This is a genomic window from Streptomyces pallidus (ex Mingjun et al. 2026) (assembly GCF_051550185.1).
Lineage (GTDB): Bacteria > Actinomycetota > Actinomycetes > Streptomycetales > Streptomycetaceae > Streptomyces.
Genome location: NZ_CP196181.1, coordinates 4,105,889 through 4,127,068 on the forward strand (window position 1 = coordinate 4,105,889; position 21,180 = coordinate 4,127,068).

18 protein-coding genes and 2 tRNA genes are annotated in these 21,180 nt (G+C 74.0%); 13 read left to right on the forward strand and 7 right to left on the reverse strand.

Annotated features, from left to right (window positions below):
- Positions 1 to 130 precede the first annotated feature (130 nt).
- Positions 131 to 1,780 carry a long-chain fatty acid--CoA ligase gene (locus tag ACSHWO_RS18045; protein ID WP_438313105.1) on the forward strand — a complete coding sequence of 550 codons (1,650 nt, stop codon included), beginning with the start codon at positions 131 to 133 and terminating at the stop codon, positions 1,778 to 1,780.
- A gap of 7 nt (positions 1,781 to 1,787) precedes the next feature.
- On the opposite strand, the gene ACSHWO_RS18050 is transcribed toward ACSHWO_RS18045, so the two are convergent.
- The 3 genes from ACSHWO_RS18050 to ACSHWO_RS18060 all read right to left on the reverse strand — a co-directional run bounded on the left by ACSHWO_RS18050 (position 1,788) and on the right by ACSHWO_RS18060 (position 6,464).
- Positions 1,788 to 2,363, reverse strand: a complete 576-nt coding sequence (locus ACSHWO_RS18050; RefSeq protein WP_438313107.1) for an antibiotic biosynthesis monooxygenase — start codon at positions 2,361 to 2,363, stop codon at positions 1,788 to 1,790.
- A gap of 13 nt (positions 2,364 to 2,376) precedes the next feature.
- Positions 2,377 to 5,910, reverse strand: a complete 3,534-nt coding sequence (locus ACSHWO_RS18055; RefSeq protein ID WP_438313109.1) for a PAS domain-containing protein — start codon at positions 5,908 to 5,910, stop codon at positions 2,377 to 2,379.
- 119 nt (positions 5,911 to 6,029) lie between these two features.
- The gene (locus ACSHWO_RS18060) at positions 6,030 to 6,464 is read right to left on the reverse strand and encodes an SSI family serine proteinase inhibitor (RefSeq protein WP_361098777.1); all 435 of its coding nucleotides are present in this window, start codon (positions 6,462 to 6,464) and stop codon (positions 6,030 to 6,032) included.
- Between the two features lie 205 nt (positions 6,465 to 6,669).
- Here ACSHWO_RS18060 and ACSHWO_RS18065 point away from each other — a divergent pair.
- Together ACSHWO_RS18065 and ACSHWO_RS18070 are read left to right on the forward strand one after the other, a co-directional pair.
- Positions 6,670 to 6,760, forward strand: a tRNA-Ser gene (locus ACSHWO_RS18065).
- Positions 6,761 to 7,138: 378 nt separating this feature from the next.
- Positions 7,139 to 7,211 (forward strand) — tRNA-Arg (locus ACSHWO_RS18070).
- 73 nt (positions 7,212 to 7,284) lie between these two features.
- On the opposite strand, the gene ACSHWO_RS18075 is transcribed toward ACSHWO_RS18070, so the two are convergent.
- On the reverse strand, positions 7,285 to 8,196 hold the full coding sequence (locus ACSHWO_RS18075) for an SMP-30/gluconolactonase/LRE family protein (RefSeq protein ID WP_438319145.1): 912 nt from the start codon (positions 8,194 to 8,196) through the stop codon (positions 7,285 to 7,287).
- Between the two features lie 108 nt (positions 8,197 to 8,304).
- On the opposite strand from ACSHWO_RS18075, the gene ACSHWO_RS18080 reads away from it, so the two are divergent.
- From ACSHWO_RS18080 to ACSHWO_RS18120, 9 genes are all read left to right on the forward strand, one after another.
- On the forward strand, positions 8,305 to 8,739 hold the full coding sequence (locus ACSHWO_RS18080; protein WP_385847028.1) for an Lrp/AsnC family transcriptional regulator: 435 nt from the start codon (positions 8,305 to 8,307) through the stop codon (positions 8,737 to 8,739).
- Positions 8,736 to 9,620: a DUF2797 domain-containing protein gene (locus ACSHWO_RS18085; protein WP_438313112.1), complete on the forward strand. Its 885-nt coding sequence runs from the start codon at positions 8,736 to 8,738 to the stop codon at positions 9,618 to 9,620. The genes ACSHWO_RS18080 and ACSHWO_RS18085 overlap by 4 nt, the downstream gene beginning before the upstream one ends.
- A gap of 148 nt (positions 9,621 to 9,768) precedes the next feature.
- Entirely contained in the window at positions 9,769 to 10,107 is a 339-nt protein-coding gene (locus ACSHWO_RS18090) for an antibiotic biosynthesis monooxygenase family protein (RefSeq protein ID WP_361098785.1), read from the forward strand.
- Positions 10,085 to 10,969 (forward strand): amidohydrolase family protein, encoded by an 885-nt coding sequence (locus tag ACSHWO_RS18095; protein ID WP_438313114.1) that lies wholly within the window; start codon positions 10,085 to 10,087, stop codon positions 10,967 to 10,969. The genes ACSHWO_RS18090 and ACSHWO_RS18095 overlap by 23 nt, the downstream gene beginning before the upstream one ends.
- A gap of 70 nt (positions 10,970 to 11,039) precedes the next feature.
- Positions 11,040 to 11,807, forward strand: a complete 768-nt coding sequence (locus tag ACSHWO_RS18100) for a response regulator transcription factor (protein ID WP_385847044.1) — start codon at positions 11,040 to 11,042, stop codon at positions 11,805 to 11,807.
- 68 nt (positions 11,808 to 11,875) lie between these two features.
- The gene (locus tag ACSHWO_RS18105) at positions 11,876 to 13,447 is read left to right on the forward strand and encodes a sensor histidine kinase (RefSeq protein ID WP_438313117.1); all 1,572 of its coding nucleotides are present in this window, start codon (positions 11,876 to 11,878) and stop codon (positions 13,445 to 13,447) included.
- A gap of 25 nt (positions 13,448 to 13,472) precedes the next feature.
- Positions 13,473 to 14,741 (forward strand): glycosyltransferase, encoded by a 1,269-nt coding sequence (locus tag ACSHWO_RS18110; protein WP_385847048.1) that lies wholly within the window; start codon positions 13,473 to 13,475, stop codon positions 14,739 to 14,741.
- Positions 14,738 to 16,981, forward strand: a complete 2,244-nt coding sequence (locus tag ACSHWO_RS18115; RefSeq protein WP_438313119.1) for a glycosyltransferase family 39 protein — start codon at positions 14,738 to 14,740, stop codon at positions 16,979 to 16,981. The genes ACSHWO_RS18110 and ACSHWO_RS18115 overlap by 4 nt, the downstream gene beginning before the upstream one ends.
- A 90-nt stretch (positions 16,982 to 17,071) precedes the next feature.
- Entirely contained in the window at positions 17,072 to 17,758 is a 687-nt protein-coding gene (locus ACSHWO_RS18120; RefSeq protein WP_385847054.1) for a TetR/AcrR family transcriptional regulator, read from the forward strand.
- Here the strand turns inward: ACSHWO_RS18120 and ACSHWO_RS18125 are convergent.
- Both ACSHWO_RS18125 and ACSHWO_RS18130 read right to left on the reverse strand, forming a co-directional pair.
- Positions 17,755 to 19,395 carry an MDR family MFS transporter gene (locus ACSHWO_RS18125; RefSeq protein WP_438313121.1) on the reverse strand — a complete coding sequence of 547 codons (1,641 nt, stop codon included), beginning with the start codon at positions 19,393 to 19,395 and terminating at the stop codon, positions 17,755 to 17,757. The genes ACSHWO_RS18120 and ACSHWO_RS18125 overlap by 4 nt on opposite strands.
- Positions 19,392 to 19,862: a MarR family winged helix-turn-helix transcriptional regulator gene (locus tag ACSHWO_RS18130; RefSeq protein ID WP_385847129.1), complete on the reverse strand. Its 471-nt coding sequence runs from the start codon at positions 19,860 to 19,862 to the stop codon at positions 19,392 to 19,394. The genes ACSHWO_RS18125 and ACSHWO_RS18130 overlap by 4 nt, the downstream gene beginning before the upstream one ends.
- A gap of 118 nt (positions 19,863 to 19,980) precedes the next feature.
- On the opposite strand from ACSHWO_RS18130, the gene ACSHWO_RS18135 reads away from it, so the two are divergent.
- Positions 19,981 to 20,220, forward strand: a complete 240-nt coding sequence (locus ACSHWO_RS18135) for a hypothetical protein (protein WP_438313123.1) — start codon at positions 19,981 to 19,983, stop codon at positions 20,218 to 20,220.
- A gap of 76 nt (positions 20,221 to 20,296) precedes the next feature.
- On the opposite strand, the gene ACSHWO_RS18140 is transcribed toward ACSHWO_RS18135, so the two are convergent.
- A complete protein-coding gene (locus ACSHWO_RS18140) occupies positions 20,297 to 21,094 on the reverse strand; it encodes a hypothetical protein (protein ID WP_438313125.1) in 798 nt (265 codons plus the stop codon).
- Between the last annotated feature and the right edge of the window lie 86 nt (positions 21,095 to 21,180).

Genomic DNA, 21,180 nt, shown 5'->3' on the forward strand with positions numbered 1-21,180 from the left:
ACTCCGGGCCCCCCGACAGCGATTGCGCGCCGTGTTTGTACCTCCGGGTAGTGACACGCCGACCGGTACGTGCGCAGAATCGGCAGCATTCCAAGCCGCCGCAGCGCCGCAGCGCCCACGGGAGGACGCTTTGCTGAGCACGATGCAGGACGTACCGCTCCTCGTCAGCCGGATACTCCGTCACGGCATGACGATCCACGGGAAATCCCAGGTCACGACCTGGACCGGGGAGGCGGAGCCGGACCGGCGCAGCTTCGCCGAGGTCGGAGCCCGGGCCGGGCGTCTGGCCCACGCCCTGCGCGACGAGCTCGGCGTCCAGCAGGACGACCGAGTGGCCACCCTGATGTGGAACAACGCGGAGCACGTCGAGGCGTACTTCGCGATCCCCTCGATGGGCGCCGTCCTGCACACCCTCAACCTTCGGCTGCCCCCCGAGCAGCTCGTCTTCATCGCCAACCACGCCGCCGACCGCGTCGTGCTGGTCAACGGGACGCTGCTGCCGCTGCTCGCCCCACTGCTGCCGCACCTGCCCACGGTCGAGCACGTGGTCGTCTCCGGCATCGGGGACCGCTCCGCGCTCGACGGACTCGGCGTCCGCGTCCACGAGTACGAGGAGCTCCTCGCGGGCCGCCCGGACCACTACGACTGGCCGGAGCTGGACGAGCGCCAGGCCGCCGCCATGTGCTACACCTCGGGCACCACCGGCGACCCGAAGGGCGTCGTCTACTCGCACCGCTCCGTCTACCTGCACTCGATGCAGGTCAACATGGCCGAGTCGATGGGGCTGGACGACCAGGACACCAGCCTCATCGTCGTCCCGCAGTTCCACGTGAACGCCTGGGGCCTGCCCCACGCCACCTTCATGACCGGCATCAACATGCTGATGCCGGACCGGTTCCTGCAGCCGGCCCCGCTCGCCGAGATGATCGAGCGGGAGCGGCCCACGCACGCCGCGGCGGTCCCCACCATCTGGCAGGGGCTGCTCGCCGAGGTCACCGCGAACCCGCGCGACCTGAGCTCCATGCGGCAGGTCACCATCGGCGGCGCGGCCTGCCCGCCCGCCCTGATGGAGGCGTACGACAGGCTCGGCGTCCGCCTCTGCCACGCCTGGGGCATGACCGAGACCTCGCCGCTGGGCACCATGGCGCACCCGCCGGCCGGCCTGAGCGCCGACGAGGAGTGGCCGTACCGGATCACCCAGGGCCGCTTCCCGGCGGGCGTCGAGCCCCGCCTGGTCGGCCCCGGCGGCGACGTCCTGCCCTGGGACGGGAAGTCGGCGGGTGAGCTGGAGGTGCGCGGTCCCTGGATCGCCGGCGCCTACTACGGCGGCGGTCTCGGTGAACCCCTGCGTCCCGAGGACAAGTTCAGCGCCGACGGCTGGCTTAAGACCGGTGACGTCGGCGTGATCAGCCCGGACGGCTTCCTCACGCTCACCGACCGGGCCAAGGACGTGATCAAGTCCGGTGGCGAGTGGATCTCCAGCGTGGAGCTGGAGAACGCGCTGATGGCACACCCCGAGGTCGCCGAGGCCGCGGTCGTCGCCGTCCCGGACGAGAAGTGGGGCGAGCGCCCCCTGGCCACCGTCGTCCTCAAGGCGGGCGGGAGTGTGGACCACGCGGCGCTGCGGGCCTTCCTCGGCCAGTCCATCGCCAAGTGGCAGCTGCCCGAGCGCTGGACGTTCATCGAGGCGGTCCCCAAGACCAGCGTCGGCAAGTTCGACAAGAAGGTGATCCGCCGGCAGTACGCCGACGGCGAGCTCGACGTGACCGTGCTCGACTGATCCGTCGTCAGCCGCGCGTGAGCCAGGGCCGCAGCAGCCTGCTGACGGCGGGCATGGCCACATAGGTCATCAGGGTGCTGAAGACGGCGGCGAAGACCGCGGTCCGCAGCACGAAGTGCGCGTCCACCAGGTACGGCCCGAGCACCGCGTTGCCCACCAGCGAGATGGGGAAGATGGCCAGCCCCGAGCTGATCGCCATCTTCCACCGCGGCGGCGCGGGCTGGGCCGTACCAGGCTTGGCGAACCAGGTCTCCATGCCGTGCAGCTCGCGCCGGGCTATCTCGGTGTGGTGGTGGCCCTCGCAGTTCGCGAAGAAGGCGGCCCGTTCCGGGGAGTCCTGCCACCGCTGCAGCGCGGCCTGGTCGCGGAAGCGGTGCACGAGGAACCAGGGCCCTCCCGCCCGCGCCGGGCGGAACAGCCCGTAGCCGAGGTGGTCCGGGAAGGACGTGGCGGCCTCCAGGATCCCGTGCGCCCAGGTCTCGAACGCCTCCTCGTACCCCGGCTCGACCTGACGGGCGATGAGCAGGCTCACCTCCCCGTTGTCGGCGGGGACGGCGTGTTCGGACGTGTCGGTGATGGCCATCGGGCCAGGATGGCTAGTTGGTGCCGATCTTCGCGAGGAGGTCCACGATGCGGCCCTGGACGTCCGCGGTGGTGGCCCGCTCGGCGAGGAAGAGCACGCTCTCCCCTGATGCGAGCCGCGGCAGCGCGGCCTCGTCGATGCCGGTGGCCGTGTAGACCACCAGTGGGGTCCGGTTCAACTGGCCGTTGGCGCGCAGCCAGTCGACGATGCCCGCTCGCCGGCGGCGTACCTGCATGAGGTCCATGACCACCAGGTTGGGCCGCATACGGGACGCCAGCTCCGCCGCGTCGGTGTCGGCACCCGCCCGGGCGACCTGGAGCCCGCGCCGTTCGAGTGCGGCCGTGAGCGCCGTCGCGATCCCGTCACGCTCCTCGATCAGCAGGACCCGCGACGGATGCTGTTCGCTGTCGCGCGGCGCGAGCGCCTTCAGGAGCACGGCCGGGTCCGCGCCGTACGCCGCCTCGCGCGAGGCGTGGCCGAGCCCGGCGGTGACCAGTACGGGCACCTCCGCGGCGACCGCGGCCGCGCGCAGCGACTGCAGGGCGGTCCGGGTGATCGGGCCGGTCAGGGGGTCCACGAACAGGGCCGCGGGGAACGCGGCGATCTGCGCGTCCACTTCCTCGCGGGAGTGAACGACCACCGGGCGGTAGCCGTTGTCGCTGAGCGCCTGCTGCGTCTGCACGTCGGGCGCCGGCCACACCAGGAGCCGGCGCGGATTGTCCAGCGGCTCCGGCGGCAGCTCGTCGTCGACCGGCGGCGGAACGGGCCGGCTGACCACCTCGACGGCCCCGCCGGGCCCGTCGAGCGGCTCCGGCCCCTCGGCCGCGCCCGCTTCGGGGGCGCCTATCACGAAGGCACGGCCCTGCGGCGCGGGCTCGGCGAGCCGGCGGCGGCGACCGGACCCACTGGTGGCGGCGCCGTTGCCGGACGCTGCGGCCGGGTCGACCGAGATGCCCTGGCCGAGGGTGCCGAGGGCGCGGACGCTGATCGGCTGGCCCGGCTCGCCCGCGCCGTCCTGCGGCTGCCGCGCTCCGGGCACGGCGGCACGGCCGGCCGCGGCGGCCTCGTCGTCCTCGGGGGCGGTCCGGGCCGCCGGAACCGGCCAGGCGGGAGTGGGCGGCAGGGCACGGCGCCGCCCGGTCGGCGGTACGGACTCCCCGTCGCCCGCGGCCGCGGCCGCCGGCGCGGCGGAAGCCGCGGACTCGGCGCCGGGCGTACCCAGCGTGCGCCGGGCGCGCCGCCCGACCGGGGCCTCGCCCTCGGCGGAGCCACCGGGCGCGGCACCGGGAGCCGACCCCGGAACCGGGGTCGGAGCGGAGGCGGGAGCCGGGGCACCGGCCGGAGCAGGCCCGGTCGAGCCGGGCGCGGCCGGGAACGGTCCAGCGGCGGCCCCGGGCGGAAGGGGAGCGGCGGCCGGGACGGCGGCCGAAGCCGGTACGGGGACCGGACCCGGCGTCGGGCCGGCAGGCAGCGCGAAGCCGCCTTCCGGGGCGATCGGCCGGGCGGGAGCCGGCCCGCCGGCGGGTGCGGCCGGAGCGAGCCCGGTCGCGGGCACCGGCCCGCCGGGCCGCGCCGGACCGGCCTGGCCCAGTGCACGCCGCCGACCGGCGGGGTGCTCGCTCACCGGAACCGGCGGCACGGAGGGCACGGGCGGCAGTGCGGGCATGGCGGTGCCCTGCGGGGGCACGGGCCGACCGGTACCACCCTCGGCGCCGGAACCCGAGCCCGGGCCGTCGCCGTCGCCGTCACGGCCGCGCCGACGGCCGGTGCCGAGGCCGGCCGGGTTCACGGGGGACTGGGCGAGCGCAGGGGCCGCGGCCTCCGCGGGGGCATCGCCGGCCCGCCGCCGCCCGGACGGCAGCGCCAGTGCGCCCCCGGCCGCAGCGGAGTCGGGTGCGCCCGCCTCGTCGGCGGAGTCCTCCAGGAAGGCGTCCACACCGCGCCGGCCGCGCCGCCCGGTGCCCTTCGGGGCCGCGCCCCCGGATCCGGCGGTCGGCGCCGAGGCCCCGCCGCCCTGTGCACCCGGCTCGCCCTTCGCGTCAGCCGCGGCCTCCGGCTCGGGTTCCGGTTCCGGATCGGGCAGGGTCACCGTGCCGGCGCCCGAGCCCAGCGGGAGTTCCAGCACGTACGCGCCGCCGGGTGCGCCGGGCACCTCCACCGTCTGCAGCATGCCTCCGTGCGCGGTCACGATGCCGCGCACGATCGGCTCGTGCACCGGGTCTCCGCCCTGGTAGGGCCCGCGCACCTCGATGCGTACGACCTTGCCGCGCTGCGCGGCGGCCACCACGATCGTGGAGTCGGCGTACCCGCTCCCCTGGGGGGTCTTGCCGGTGGCGTCCACCCCGGCGACATCCGCGACGAGGTGGGCGAGGGCGGTGGCGATGCGTTCCGCATCGACCTCGGCCTCGATGGTCGGCGCGTGCACGGCGAACTGCGCGCGGCCCGGGCCGATCAGTTCGACGGCGCCGTCGACGCCGGCCTTGACGACCCCGTCCATGAGGACGTTCTTCTTCTTCAGCTTCTCGCTGCCGGCGTCCAGTCGCTGGTAGGCGAGCACGTTGTCGACGAGCGTGGTCATCCGGGAGTACCCGGCGGCGAGGTGGTGCAGCAGCTGGTTGGCCTCGGGCCACAGCTGGCCGCCGTCGTCGGCGGCCAGGGTGGCCAGCTCGCCCCGCAGCTCCTCCAACGGGCCCCGCAGGGAGTCGCCGAGGACCGCGACGAGCTGGGCGTGCCGAGCGGCCAGCGCGTCGAAGGGCCGCCGGTCGGTGAAGGTCATGACGGCGCCCACGAGGACGTCGCCATCGCGCACGGGAGAGGTGGTCAGGTCCACGGAGACCGGCTGGCCGGCCTTGTTCCACAGCACCTGGCCGCGCACCCGGTGCTTGCGGCCGCTGCGCAGGGTGTCGGCGAGCGGGGACTCCTCGAAGGGGAACGGGGAGCCGTCGGCGCGGGAGTGCTGGATCAGTGCGTGCAGCTCGCGGTTGCCGAGGTCGGTGGCCCGGTAGCCGAGGATCTGTGCGGCCGCCGGGTTGACGAGGACGACGCGGCCGTCGGTGTCCGTGCCGACGACGCCCTCGGCGGCGGCGCGCAGGATCATCTCGGTCTGCCGCTGCGAGCGGGCCAGCTCGGCCTCGGTGTCCACGGTCTCGGACAGGTCGCGTACGACGAGCATCAGCAGCTCGTCCCCGGTGTAGGCGGGCTGCGGCTCGCGGTAGGCGTCCCGGCCGTCCAGGTGGGCGTGGGTGACCTCGACCGGGAACTCGCTGCCGTCGGTGCGCCGCGCGACCATCCGCTTGGGTTTGGCCCGGTTGCCGTCGTCGTCGCCGGGACGGCGCATCGAGCCGGGGATCAGCTTGGAGTCGAATTCGGGGAACAGGTCCAGCACGCCGCGGCCGACCAGGCCGGTGCCGGGGCTCTCCATGACCTCGAGGGCGATCGAATTCGCGTTGACGACCGTGCCGTTGGCGTTGACGAGAAGCAGCGCGTCCGGAAGCGCGTCGAGTATTGCTGCGAGGCGAGCAGCGCCTCGGGATGGCCTGCTGCTCACGACGAGCTTCCTCCCTGACCACGACTACCGGCATGTCACGGGAGGAGTCTAAGGGCACGGCCCCGGCCCGAGGTGGCGGATGTTCCGGGTACTCCGGGCATCCGCCGCATCCTCCCAGGTCAGGAGCGCCCGGCCGGAAGCACAGGTTCCAGGTTGCGCCACCGCGCGATCTCGCACCCGTCGGTTCGCCGGAATGAGGCGTTCACCTTGTGGCCCTGCCAGGTGCCGGTGATGTGCGCCCGGGCCGGTCCACCGTCCTGCTGGGTGCACATCTGCCGGTTGGGCTCGGCGGCGAAGGGGTTCTCCCCCGTCCTGGCGAACCGGTCGAGCCGGGCGCACGCCTGCTCCGCCCGGGGGTGGTCCCCGCCCACGGGATTGCACTCGAGCCGGTACTCCCCGTCCGCCCGCGGGTTGCCGGTGTGCGAGACGGAGATGGTGAGGCGGTCGGGGGCGGACAGCAGCCGCTCGAGGGGCGGTGGGGCCAGCGGGGGCAGCGGGCCCCCGGCGGCGGTGGCCAGGACGGAGGTGACGGCGAAGGCGGCGAGTCGCAGCATGGGGCACTCCAGGTCATCCGTACGACGTACGCCGGGACCAACGACGCGCGCACGCGGTGCGTGACGGCTGCCGCGGACGCGTGTGCCCGGAGTGATTAAGCCTTTGCTCTGTGGCCAGCTCGCCTAGTACCGTGGGGAGCGGATTGGTGAGCGGCCCTGCGGCTGTGTCATCATCTGCACGCACCTTCGTACGCGGGGGTGTGCTGGAGGCGTCGCCTAGTCCGGTCTATGGCGCCGCACTGCTAATGCGGTTTGGGGCTTACCCCCCATCGAGGGTTCAAATCCCTCCGCCTCCGCAGCCACCGAAGCCCCGGTCCTCACGGACCGGGGCTTCGCTGCTTCTCCGGCGCGTTCCGCATCCCGCGCACTCCCCTTCACACGGCGCACACCTTGCACCGCGCACACCCCTCGCAATCCCGTACGCATCCCACGCACCGCCGAGGCGTATCCAGCCCCTCCTGCGCATGCCGAATGCGTCGTCCACGCCGCCGGGAACGCGGCCGCGTTCGAGGTCCGTAGGCGCCCGGCAGGGGCGAGCATCCGTCCGGACGATCGCCCTCCGGGGCGTTTTTGCAGGTCAGAGCCGGTTTGGTTAACGGATTTCGCGTCCCGGCAAGGTCCATGTATTGTTGTTCTCGCAAGGCCAACGGGGCGAAAAACCCCGGGAAGCCCAAGCACTCGTAGCTTAACGGATAGAGCATCTGACTACGGATCAGAAGGTTGCAGGTTCGAATCCTGCCGAGTGCACAGCCCAAGAGGCCCCCCGGTTCACCGGGGGGCCTCTTGCGTTGGGTCGGGCGGTCCCGCCGGGGCCGGTGGGCTACCGGACGCGGGGGAGGCCCGTCACCGACAGGACCAGGGAGTAGAGCGAGGTCGTGGCGGTGATGAAGAGGCGGTTGTTCTTCGGGCCGCCGAAGGCGATGTTCGAGACGGGCTCGGGGACGCGGATCCGGCCGATCAGGGTGCCGTCCGGCGCGTAGCAGCGCACGCCCCCCTCCATGGCCGCCACCCACAGCCGGCCCTCGTCGTCGAAGCGGATGTTGTCCACGTGGCGGCATTCGGCGAAGACGCGGTCGCCGCCGAGCGTGCCGTCCTCGCCGACCTCGAACACGCGGATGTGCCCCGCCACCGTGTCCGCCGCGTACAGCTCGCTCTCGTCGGGCGAGAAGACCACGCCGTTCGGGCCGCGGAACCCGTCCGCGACGATCCGTACCGCGCCGGTCACCGGGTCCGCGCGGTACAGGTTGCAGGCGCCGATCTCGGACGGCGCGCGCACGCCCTCGTAGTCGCTGGTGATGCCGAAGTCCGGGTCCGAGAACCAGATCGAGCCGTCCGAGCGCACCACGGCGTCGTTCGGGCTGTTGAGCCTCCTGCCCTCGAAACGGTCGGCGATGACGGTGACACGGCCGTCCGGTTCGGTCCGGGTGACGCGCCGGTTGCCCTGCTCGCAGGTGATCAGGCGGCCCTCGCGGTCCAGCGTGTTGCCGTTCGGGTGTCCGGCCGGGGATCGGAAGACCGAGACCGCGCCCGTCACCTCGTCCCACCGGAGCATCCGGTCGTTGGGGATGTCGCTCCACACCAGCTGCCGCCAGGCCGGGAGGTACAGCGGGCCCTCCGCCCAGCGGCAGTCGTCGTGGAGCCGTTCGAGGCGGGCGTCGCCGTTGGCGCAGCGGCCGGTGCGGAAGCGTTCGTCCAGAACCTCGTACAGATTGAGGTCGGCAATGGGTGACATCATTCCCCCTGATGACTGAACTACCGAATTGTGTTCGGTTTCGTGGGTAGATTGCCGGATCATGTACCGTCGGTGCAAGGGATTGCCCGAAGCGGGGAGGAAGATCGCGTGGACGACATGGACCGGGCACTCGTCCGGCGCCTCCAACAGGACGCGGGCCAGCCGTACGCCGCCCTCGGCGCGGCCGTCGGGCTCTCCGCCGGGGCCGCCCACGAACGGGTGCGCAAACTCCGCGAACGCGGGGTCATCCGACGGACCACCGTCGACGTGGACCCGGCCGCCGTCGGCAGCGGGGTACTCGCCTACGTGATGGTCGACGCCAACGCCTGGATGGGGGACTCGGCCGGCGCCTTCGAGGCGATCGCCGAGATCCAGGAGGCCCACGTCATCGCCGGCAGCGCCTCGGTCCTCGTGAAGGTGCGCACCGCCACCACAGAGCAGCTGCAGGACGTGCTGCGCCGGCTCTACGCCATCGACGGGGTCAGCGGCACGCACGCCACCGTCGTCCTGGAGACCTTCTTCGAGCGGCCCCTCCCGCTGTGACCTGGCGGTGCACCGGGATCCGGTGGAGCAGCGGCCACCCGGCCATCGGCTGGTACGCCGAGGGGCGCGGTGAACGGAGCAGTCCGCTCGGGTACGGCCGGCCCCTCGCCTTCGCCGCCCGGGGGGAGAGGAGCTGCCTCGGCGTGCGCCGCGCCGGGAAACGGACCCCGTGCCCCACCGCCGCCCGGGTCCCTGGTCGCGCCACGAGCGCCCAGTGCCCCGAATGCGCCCGCCTGGACCGGTCGTTCTCGGTGGCCGCCGACACCAACGCCGCCGACCCGCGCCCCTACCGCGTCTACCTGGCCTGGTTCGGACCCGGCTTGGTCAAGGTCGGCATCACCGCCGAGGAGCGGGGCCCCGCCCGGCTCCTGGAGCAGGGGGCGGTCACCTGGTCCTGGCTCGGCCGCGGCCCGCTGATGGCCGGCCGGCGCACCGAGGAACTGCTGCGCGCGGCCCTCGGGGTGCCCGACCGGATCCCGTACGCCCGCAAGCGCGCCGCCCGGGCCGTCCTCCCGGGCCCGGCCGACCGGGCCCGGGAGGTCGCCGCCCTGCACGGCCGGGCCCTCGCCCTGCCGGGGTGGCCCTCGTCCCTGGAGCCACTGGCCTGCGAAGTCAACGACCACGCCGGGCCCTTCGGACTGACCGCACTGCCCGCCCCGGTGCGGGTGGCCACCGAGATGGTGCCCGACGGGGCCGTCGTCGGCCGGCTCGCCGCAGCGGCCGGCCCCGACCTGCACCTGGCCGACGGGCTCGTCGTCGACACCCGCCTGCTGGCCGGCTGGGAGCTCGTCGCCCCCGCCGCCGGCCGGACCACCGAGGTGCCGACGGCCGCCCTCGTCCTCCCGTCCGGCACCGCGGACGGGCAGGACGGGCTCTTCTGAGCCCCGCGCCCCGGCCCCTTCTGAGTCCCGGCCCCCGCCAGGTCCCGGCAGCCGTCTGCCGTGCCCCAAGGTCAAATCTTGGATCCCCTTGGCCGTTCGGGCCGCTTTGCGGTGGACAGTGCGCCGTGCCGCCGCCGAGGGTGTGTTCATGACCATCAAGCCCGTGCCCGCCTTCGAACCGCCCTACCTGATGGCGGTCTTCAGCTCCGTCCGCACCGCCGAGGACAGCGGCTACCCGGAGACCTCCACCCGCATGGAGGAGCTCGTCCGCGAGATCCCCGGCTTCCTCGGCTACGAGTCAGCCCGCACCCCCGGCGGACTCGGCATCACCGTCGGCTACTTCCGCGACCACGACGCCCTCGCCCGGTGGCGGCAGGACCTCGAACACCGGGCGGCCATGAAGCGGGGCCGCGACGAGTGGTACGAGAGCTACACCCTGCACGTCGCGACCGTGGAGCGGAGCCATGGCTTTGAACGCAACGGCTGAGGCGGTCCGCGCCTTCCGGGAGCGGCTCGGCCTGCCCGGACTGGTCGACGTCCACACGCACTTCATGCCCGAGCGGGTCCTGGGCAAGGTGTGGGACTACTTCGACGCGGTCGGCCCGCTGACCGGTGTCGCCTGGCCCATCGCGTACCGGCACGAGGAGGAGCGGCGGGTCGCGCTGCTGCGGGAGTTCGGTGTCCGGGCGTTCACCGCCATGCTGTACCCGCACAAGCCGCAGATGGCGGCCTGGCTCAACTCCTGGTCCGCCGGGTTCGCCGCCCGCACCCCCGACTGCCTGCACACCGCGACCTTCTTCCCCGAGGAATCGGCCGCCGCGTACGTCCGCCAGGCCGTCGAGGCCGGAGCCCGGATCTTCAAGGCGCACCTCCAGGTCGGCGGCTACGACCCCGGCGACGAACTGCTCGACCCGGTCTGGGGGACGCTCGCCGAGGCCGGCATCCCGATCGTGGTTCACTGCGGCTCGGGCCCCGTCCCCGGCAAGCACACCGGCCCCGGGCCCATCTCCGCCGTGCTCGCCCGCCACCCCGGGCTGGCGCTGGTCGTCGCCCACATGGGGATGCCCGAGTACGGGGAGTTCCTCGACCTCGCCGAGCGGTACGAGCGGGTCCGCCTCGACACCACCATGGCCTTCACCGACTTCGCGGAGCGGTTCGGCCCCTTCCCCGCCGCCGAGCTCGGACGGCTCGCGGACCTCGGAGACCGGATCCTGCTCGGCACCGACTTCCCGAACATCCCCTACCCGTACGAGCACCAGCTCGCCGCCCTGGAACGGCTCGGCCTGGGCGACGACTGGCTGCGCGCCGTCTGCCACGACAACGGGGCCCGGCTGTTCGGCCTGGACTGATCAGCCGTTTCTCAGGAAATTCACAGACAGGCGCAAGAACGCTCTCAGGGGCGGCCCCCAACGTGGTCACATGACTGCGACGACCGCCTCCCCCGCGTCCACGTCCACCGGCAGCCCGACCGCCCTCGTCCGCCCCGACGGCGGGCCCTGCAGGGTGCTCGTCGTCGACGACGAGGCCGCGCTCTCCGAACTGCTCTCCATGGCCCTGCGCTACGAAGGCTGCGAGGTACGGACCGCGGGCGACGGCGCGGGTGCGGTGCGGGCCGCCCGGGAGTTCCGGCCCGACGTGGTGATCCTCGACGTCATGCTGCCCGACATGGACGGCCTCGCCGTCCTCGGGCAGCTGCGCCGCGCCATCCCGCAGATCCCGGTGCTGTTCCTGACCGCCAAGGACTCGGTCGAGGACCGGATCGCCGGGCTGACCGCGGGCGGCGACGACTACGTCACCAAGCCGTTCAGCCTGGAGGAGGTCGTGGCCCGACTCCGCGGCCTGGTCCGCCGCTCGGGGGCGGCCCAGGCCGCGCGCGGCGGCTCGGTCCTCGTCGTCGGCGACCTGGTGCTCGACGAGGACAGCCACGAGGTGTCCCGGTCGGGCCAGGAGATCCACCTGACCGCCACCGAGTTCGAGCTGCTGCGCTACCTGATGCGCAATCCGCGGCGGGTGCTCAGCAAGGCCCAGATCCTGGACCGGGTGTGGTCCTACGACTTCGGCGGCCAGGCCAACGTGGTCGAGCTGTACATCTCCTACCTGCGGCGGAAGCTGGAGAGCGGCCCCGGCCTGCCGTCGATGATCCACACCCGGCGCGGAGCCGGATACCTGATCAAGCCGGCCGACTAGTGCCGCCGTCCTCCCCCCGCCCGCGGCGGACCCGGCGCCCCCGCTCCTGGTCCCTGCGGGCCCGCCTCGTGGCCTCCGCCGTGCTGCTGATCGCCGTCGTCGGCGCGGCCATCGGCACCGTCACCACCCTCGCGCTGCGCGAGTACCTCGTCAAAAAGGTCGACCAGCAGCTGCGCATCTCCGTCGACATGGCCAACCGGTGGTCCCCGGGCGGGAAGCCCCCCGCCGAGAACAACCTCGGCTTCGTCGTCGCCCCCGGCACCCCGGTAGGAGCCGCCGGTATCCGGATCGCGAACGACGGCACGGTCACCGGCTGCCGCCTCGCCGCGCTCGGCGGGCCCGGGTACGACCAGCGCCAGCAGCTCACCCAGGCCCAGTCCGACGCCCTCGCCGGAGCCGCCCGCAAGGCCGCGGCACGCCGCGGCCCGACCGAGCCCGCCGACCTGGAGCTGCCCGGCCTCGGCACCTACCGGGTCCACGTCTCCCGCGACGGGACCCTGGCCCTCGGCTTCCCGCTCACCGAGGTCGAATCCACCGTGAGCACCCTGGTCGCGGTCGAGGTCTGCGTCACTCTGGCCGGGCTGATCGCCGCCTCCCTCGCCGGGCAGGCCCTCGTCGGGGTCGCCCTGCGGCCGCTGCGCCGGGTCGCGGCCACCGCCACCCGGGTCTCCGAGCTCCCCCTGCACAGCGGCGAACCCGTCCTGCACGAGCGCGTCCCCGAAGCCGAAGCCGACGAGAGGACCGAGGTCGGCCAGGTCGGCGCCGCCCTCAACCGGATGCTGGGGCACGTCTCCTCCGCCCTCACCGCCCGCCAGCAGAGCGAGATGCGGGTCCGGCAGTTCGTCGCCGATGCCAGCCACGAACTGCGCACCCCCCTCGCCTCCATCCGCGGGTACGCCGAACTCACCCGTCGCGGACGCGAGGAGCCCGGCCCCGACACGAGGCACGCCCTGGGCAGGATCGAGTCCGAGGCGACGCGCATGACCGGCCTCGTCGAGGACCTGCTGCTGCTCGCCCGGCTCGACGCCGGCCGGCCCCTCTCCCTGGCCGACACCGACCTGGCCCCGCTCGTCGTCGACGCGGTCAGCGATGCTCGGGCGGCCGGCCCCGGCCACCACTGGCGGCTCGACCTCCCCGACGAGCCCGCGCCCGTCCGCGCCGACGCGGCCCGGCTCCAGCAGGTGCTGGTCAACCTGCTCGCCAACGCCCGCACCCACACCCCGCCCGGCACCACCGTCACCGCCCGTGTTTCACGTGAAACAACGACCGTCCGGCTGAGCATCACGGACGACGGGCCCGGCATCCCGCCGGCCCTGCTCCCGCACGTCTTCGAGCGGTTCGCCCGTGGCGACGCCTCCCGCTCGCGGGCGGCAGGCTCCACCGGTCTGGGGCTCGCCATCGTCGAGGCCGTGGTCGCCGCGCACGGCGGCCGCGTCGACGTGCAGAGCGAGCCGGGGCGGACCTGCTTCGAGGTCCTGCTCCCGCTCGCCCCGGAGACGCCCCCGGCGGGCATCTGGGCGGGCAGCCGGACAGGCGTCCCGGCGGGCATTCAGGCGGTCATCCCGGCGGTCATCCCGGTGGGCGCCGCGGACCGCCCGGCGGACTCACAGACGGGGCACAGGCTCACCACACAGCGGTGACAGCCCGGGCCGAGAGGCTCGGACCATGCCAACCGACACCTCCATCGGCGCCCTCCCGGCACGGGCGCACCTCGCGCCCGTGCCCGGCGAGCCCGTACTCGACGTGGTGATCCCGGTCTTCAACGAGGAGAAGGACCTGGGTCCGTGCGTGCGCCGGCTCCACGACCACCTCACCCGCACGTTCCCGTACCCCTTCCGCATCACGATCGCCGACAACGCGAGCACCGACGGCACCCCCGAGGTGGCGGCCGGTCTGGCCGCCGGCCTCGAAGGGGTGCGGAGCACCCGGCTGGAGGAGAAGGGCCGCGGCCGCGCACTGCGCACCGTGTGGTCGCGCTCAGAGGCCCCCGTCCTCGCGTACATGGACGTCGACCTGTCCACCGACCTGAACGCGGTGCTGCCCCTGGTCGCCCCGCTGATCTCGGGCCACTCCGACCTCGCCATCGGTACCCGGCTGGCCCGCTCCTCGCGCGTGGTGCGCGGCGCCAAGCGGGAGTTCGTCTCCCGCGCCTACAACCTGCTGCTGCGCTCCTCGCTCGCGGCCCGGTTCAGCGACGCCCAGTGCGGGTTCAAGGCCATCCGTCGGGAGGTCGCCGAGCGGCTGCTGCCGCTCGTGCAGGACACGGGCTGGTTCTTCGACACCGAGATGCTGGTCCTCGCCGAGCGGGCCGGGCTGCGGATCCACGAGGTGCCGGTCGACTGGGTGGACGACCCGGACTCCACGGTCCACATCGTCCGGACCGCGGTGGACGACCTCAAGGGCGTCTGGCGGGTGGGTCGGGCCCTGGCCCTCGGTGCGCTGCCGCTCGACCGGCTCGCCCGCCCCTTCGGTGACGACCCGCGCGACCGCAGCGCCCTGCCGGGGGTGCCCCGCGGGCTGGCCCGCCAGCTGCTGGGCTTCTGCACCATCGGGGTGCTGTCCACCCTCTGCTACCTCGCGCTGTACTCCCTGTTCCGGCTCGGCGCCGGGCCGCAGCTCGCCAACGCGGCCGCCCTCCTGCTGTCCGCCGTCGCCAACACGGCCGCCAACCGCCGCCTCACCTTCGGCGTCCGTGGGCGGGCGCGGGCCGTGCGCCACCAGGCCCAGGGCCTGGTCGTGTTCGCCGTGGGCCTCGCCCTGACCGGCGGCTCGCTGGCCGCGCTCGGGGCGGCGACGGCCGATCCCGCCCACAGCACCGAACTGGCCGTCCTGATCACGGCCAACCTCGCCGCGACCGTACTGCGGTTCCTGCTCTTCCGCGCCTGGGTCTTCCCCGACCGGCGCACCCCTGCTGCCAAGGACGACATCCGATGACCACCGCCGTACCACCCATGGACTCGCCGTTCCCGGAGGGGGCCGCCGCCCCCTCCCGCGCCGCCCGGGCGACCGGCGTCGGCGTCCGTGCCGGTGCCGTGACCCGCCCCCGCTGGGAGCTCCCGGCGCTCGCCGCCCTGCTGCTGGCCACCGCCGCCCTGCTGCTGTGGAACCTCAGCGCCTCCGGCTACGCCAACTCCTTCTACTCCGCCGCCGTCCAGGCGGGCAGCGAGAGCTGGAAGGCCTTCTTCTTCGGTTCCTCCGACGCCGGGAACTCCATCACCGTGGACAAGCCCCCGGCCGCCCTGTGGCCGATGGCCCTGTCCGTCCGGCTGTTCGGGCTGGGCAGCTGGCAGATCCTCGTACCCCAGGCGCTGATGGGCGTCGCCACCACCGCCGTGCTGTACGCCGCCGTGCGCCGGTACTTCGGTCCTGCGGCGGGCCTCCTCAGCGGCGCCGTCTTCGCCCTCACCCCGGTCGCCGCGCTGATGTTCCGCTTCAACAACCCGGACGCGCTGCTGACCCTGCTGCTGACCGTCACGGTCCACTGCGTCCTGCGCGCCCTCGACGGCGCCCGCACCGCCTGGCTGGTCGGGGCGGGCACGGCGATCGGCTTCGCCTTCCTGACCAAGACGCTGCAGGCCTTCGTGATCCTGCCGCCGCTCGCCCTCGTGTACGCCGTCTGCGCGCCGACCCGGCTGCGCCGCCGGCTGGGCCAACTGCTGCTCGCGGGGGTCGCGATGGTCGTGGCCGGAGGCTGGTGGGTGGCGGTCGTGGAGCTGTGGCCCGCGTCCTCGCGCCCGTACATCGGCGGCTCGCAGACCAACTCCTTCCTGGAGCTGACCCTCGGCTACAACGGCCTCGGCCGGATCAACGGCAACGAGACCGGCAGCGTCGGCGGTGGCGGACGCCCCGGCGGCGGAGGCGGGGGCGGCTGGGGGGAGACCGGCATCGACCGGCTGTTCTCCGCGAACGTCGGGGGACAGATCTCCTGGCTGATCCCGGCCGCCCTGGTCATGTTGGTCGCCGGCCTGGTGATCACCTGGCGGGCCGGCCGGGCCGCCGACACGGTCGAGGGCATGGCCCGGGCGGCGTTCCTGAGCTGGGGCGGCGCCCTGCTGATCACCGCCGCGGTGTTCAGCTGGATGCAGGGCATCTTCCACGAGTACTACACCGTGGCGCTGGCCCCCTTCGTGGCCGCGCTGGTCGGCATGGGCGTGGCCGTGCTGTGGGAGGAGCGGGGCAGCAAGGCCGCCGCGCTCACCCTGTCCGGCACCCTGGCGCTGACCGCCTGGTGGTCGTACGTCCTGCTCGGGCGCTCCCCCGACTACCTGCCGTGGCTGCGCTGGGCCGTCCTCGCGGCCGGGGCGGCCTCGGCCGTCGGGCTGCTCCTCGGGGCGCGGATCGGCCGTCGGGCGGCGCTCGGTGCGGCCGCGCTGGGCCTGGGCGCCGCCCTGGCCGGACCCCTCGCCTACTGCCTGACCACGGTGGATGCCGGGCACAGCGGCTCGATCGTGACGGCCGGGCCCGCGGTGCAGGGCGGCCGCGGCGGGATGGGCATGCGCTTCGGCCGCGGTGAACTCCCGCCGGGAGCGGGCCCGATGGGCGGCTTCCGCGGCGGCCCGCAGGGCGCCGTACCGCAGGGCGTGCCGGGCGGGCCCGGGAACGCGCCCCAGGGCGGTCCCCAGGGGGCTCCGCAGGGCGTGCCGGGCGGCGGCCAGGCCTTCCCCGGCGGCCGCGGCGGACAGGGTGCCGGCGGCGCGCCGGCCGTCCCGGGTGCTCCGGGCAGGGCGGGCGGCGGCGGCATGGGAGGCCTGCTGGGCGGCACCAAGGTGGGCAAGGAGGCCACGGCCGCCCTGCGCGAGGACGCGGACCGGTACACGTGGGCGGCGGCCGCCGTCGGCGCGCAGAACGCGGCGAGCTACCAACTCGCCTCGGGTGAGCCGGTGATGCCGATCGGCGGGTTCAACGGCAGCGACCCGTCGCCGACGCTCGCCGCCTTCCAGGCGTACGTGAAGGCCGGCAGGATCCACTACTTCATCGCCTCGGGCGGCACCGCGGACGGCGGCCGGGGCGGTGGCGCCGGCGGGGAGGGCCCGGTCATGCGCGGCGGTCCGGGCGGCTCCACCAGCACCGCGATCGAGAGCTGGGTGAAGGCGAACTTCCGGTCCGTCACCATCGGCGGGGCCGCCTTCTACGACCTGACCGCTCCCCCGAGCGCCACGTCCGCCCCGTCCTGAACGCGCCCGAACGCGAGTGGCACCCTCTAGCATCAAGGGGGCGGACCGGGCATTCCGGGCTGATCCAGCTGTTGTGAGGAGGGTGCCTCCATGGCGACCGCGGCCGTTCCCGGCAACACCCGGACCAGCGTGTGGCTGTCCGTCCGTCCCACCGCACCCGCCAGACGCCGCAGCGGGGAGGGCGCCTTCGGGCTCGACCGGGAGCGGATCACCGGGGCCACGGTGCGGCTGCTCGACACCGAGGGGCTGGCCCGGTTCTCCATGCGGCGGCTCGCGGCCGCGCTCGGGGTCACCGCGATGTCCCTCTACTGGTACGTCGACACCAAGCACGACCTGCTCGAACTCGCCCTGGACCGGGCCCTGGGCGAACTCCCGCTCCCACCCGGGGGGCCCGCGGACGCGGCGCGCGAGGGGTGGCCCGGCCGGCTGCGGCTGCTGGCCTGCGGATACCGCCGGCTGCTGGCGGACCACCCCTGGGTGGGGCCGCTGGCGGCCGCGTACCCGAACATCGGGCCGCACGCCCGCGCCTTCGACGCGGCCCTGCAACGCCTGCTCGACGCCACCGGCCTGGCGGATTCCGGCCGGACCGGCGCCCACCTGGCGGTGTGGCAGTTCCTGCACGGCTGCGGGGGCACGGCCCGGCGGGTGCCCGACGGGGACTTCGGCCTCGCCCTCGACGTGCTGATCGCCGGGATCGAGGCGAAGGCCGGCCCGGGCCCCGGCTCCGGCCCGGGCTTCCGCTTCGGCTTCGGCCTCGGCCCGGGCGGCCCCGGCTAGGCCTCCGAGGAGGCGGCCGGGGTCTGCACCGACGGCTTCGACTTCAGAGCGACCTCCTTGATGAAGACCACCAGCACCAGCGCGAGGAGCGCGGCGGGCGCGGCGTAGAGGAAGACGTCGCCGACGCCGTGCCCGTACGCGGACTCGATGACCTCGCGCAGCGGCGCGGGCAGCCGGTCGAGGTCGGGGATCCCGCCCCCGGCGGTGCCGCCGTGGCCCAGTGCGGCAGCCTTGGGGCCGAGGGCCGTCAGGCCGTCCTTGACGTAGGTGGTGACGCGGTGGGCCATCACCGCGCCGAGCGCCGAGACGCCCACGGCGCCGCCGAGCGAGCGGAAGAACGTGACGACGGAGCTGGCCGCGCCGAGGTCCCCGGGGGCCACCTGGTTCTGGGTGGCGAGGACCAGGTTCTGCATCATCATGCCGAGGCCGAGACCGGTCAGCGCCATGTAGACGGCGATCTGCCAGTACGGGGTGTCGTACCGCAGGGTGCCCAGCAGCCCCAGGCCGGCGGTCAGGAGCACGCCGCCGGAGACGAGCCAGGCCTTCCACCTGCCGGTCTTGGTGATCACCTGACCGGAGACGGTGGAGGAGACGAAGAGACCGCCGATCATCGGAATGGTGAGGATCCCGGACATCGTGGGGGACTCGCCACGGGCCAGCTGGAAGAACTGGCTGAAGAACACGGTCCCCGAGAACATCGCGATGCCGACGAACAGCGAGGCCGCGGAGGCGAGGCTGATGGTCTTGTTGCGGAACAGGCGCAGCGGGATGATCGGCTCGCTCGCCCGGGACTCGACGAGCAGGAAGAGCAGGCCGAGCACGACGGCGCCGCCGGTCATGGCCAGCGTGGTCCAGGAGGCCCAGGCGTAGGAGTCGCCGGCCTGCGTGACCCAGATCAGCAGCAGCGAGACGGCGCCGCTGATCAGGAAGGCGCCGAGCCAGTCGACCTTGACGTCGCGGCGGACCACCGGTAGGCGGAGCGTCTTCTGCAGGACGACCAGCGCGATGACGGCGAAGGGCACGCCCACGTAGAAGCACCAGCGCCAGCCCAGCCACTCGGTGTCGGTGATGACGCCGCCGAGCAGCGGGCCGCCGACCGTGGCGACGGCGAAGACCGCGCCGAGGTAGCCGCTGTAGCGGCCGCGCTCGCGAGGGGAGATCATCGCGGCCATCACGATCTGGGCGAGGGCGGACAGGCCGCCGACGCCGATGCCCTGGACCACGCGGCAGGCGATGAGCGTGCCGGTGTTCTGTGACATGCCGGCCACGACGGAGCCGAGCACGTAGATGACCAGGGAGGCCTGGACCAGCAGCTTCTTGCTGAAGAGGTCGGACAGCTTGCCCCACAGCGGGGTGGCCGCCGTCATCGACAGCAGGGCCGCGGTGACCACCCAGGTGTACGAGGACTGGGTGCCGCCGAGGTCGCTGATGATCTGGGGCAGGGCGTTGGAGACGATCGTGGACGACAGGATCGCCACGAACATGCCGAGCATCAGCCCGGACAGCGCCTTCATGATCTGCGGGTGGGTCATGGGCGCGGGGGAGGAGGCTGGGGCGGACGCGGTTACGGGCGCGTCGCCGGCGGAGGTCTGCGACTGGTCGCCTCCCCGCACACCGGAGGGTGTGGTGGTCGTCATGGGGTTCCTTCGTCTGGGAGCTCGGTCGTCCGGAAGCTCGACCGGAGCCGGGCCAGCAGGCTGTTGAGTACGTCGATGTCGTGCGCGGACCAGTCGGACAGGGCCCGTTCCAGCGCCTCGGTGTACCGGGCGGAGGCCTCGGCCAGGAGTGCGGAGCCGGCCGGGGTGAGCCGCAGGATGCGGCACCGGCCGTCGCCCGGGTCGGCGTCCCGGGTGATCCACCCGCGGTCGGCGACCTGGGCGACGTGGCGGCTGGTGACCGAGATGTCGATGGCCATGAGGTCGGCGAGCCGGCTGAGCCGCATGTCGCCGTACCGGTCGATCAGGGTGAGCACGGCCGCGGAGCCCGGCGGGCACTCCGCGGGCAGATGGCGGGCGAGCTCCCGTTTGACGGCGCCGACGCCGGTGAGCCGGCGGGCCAGTTCCTCGTAGCGGGTGCTCTGGTCGGCGGTCGCCTGGGTGGTCACCGGGATCCCCCTCCATCTCGTTGCTTCAGGCAACCGTAGGAGAGGTTGGTTGCTACAGGCAAATGAATCTGGGAAGAAGGCGGTAAAGGAATCGGAAAACCCGCTAGGGTCCAGGGCCATGGCTTCGAACCACAACGCACCGGCCCCGGGCGCCCACCACGACCCCGCGGGCAGCACCCAGATGTTCCGCGCGTTCGTCGAGGAAGGGGCCCCGTCCCGCGAGGCCGCCGGCGTGCCGGCGTCCGGCCGGCGCCGGCGCGAGCAGGCCGCGGGCTCCGGGAAGGCGGGCGCGTGGATCGCCGTCGCCGTTTCCCTGGCCGCGGTGTTCGGCATCGCGGTGTGGCTCACCGTGCGCTGACGGGCGTCGCCGCGCCGAACGGCTGCCGGGTCGAACGGTCGCCGGGCCGCCGCTGCCGCCGGCGGTGGCGGTCGGGTCAGCTCCAGGTGGCCGTGACCCTGCGGGTCTCCACGTGCATGCCCAGCGGGACCCGCCAGGACTCGACGCACACCGTGTAGGTCTGCGTACGCGTCGTTCCGCCGGCCAGGGGTGCCGGGAGCGGCTGGGTGGTGGTGACGGTGGCCCAGTCGATGCCCAGGGCGCCGATGACGTGCGTCTCGAACCCGACCGTGCCCGAACGGGCCGCCGTGCTCCCGGTGTTGGTGATCCCCACGGTGACGCGCTCGCACCAGCGGTCCGCCGCCGGTGCCCGCAGCGGGCCGGTGAGCACCAGCGCGGCCGGCGTGGACGCGGGCGGTGTCCCGGGCGTCGTTCCCGGGCCTCCCGGCGTCCCCGGCGCGCCCGGGCCTCCCGGCGTGGTGCCCGGCGCGGGCCCGGGGGATGCGGGCGGGGCCGGGGTGCCGGGGGTGCCGGGCGCGGTGGTGGTCCCGCCGCCCTGTGGGGTGCCGGGGTCCGCGGCCGGGATGCCGCCCGGGCCGGCCGTGCCTTCGCCCCGGCCGGAGCCGGCCGGGGTCCGCGCATCCGGGGAACCGGGCGGCGTACCGGCGGAGGAAGGGGGGCCGCCCGCCGCGGCCGGGCCGCCGAGCTGCTGGAACTCCACCGGTCCCTGCGGGGCCACGTTGTCGCCGGGGCGCCGCTCGGGGCCCGGGGCCACGGCTCCCGCGGCGGTGTGGCCGTCGCGTGCCGTACCGCCGCAGCCGGTCAGGGTCGCGGCGGCCGTGCAGAAGGACAGGGCGGCGAACAGCGCGGCCCTGAGGCGGTGTCCCGGTCGCATCGCCGCAGTGTTGCTGACGAAGCATCAGATCGGAACCCCTGCTACAGGGCCGGTGTGCTGTTCCGGCCTCCGGCCGGACCGCGGAC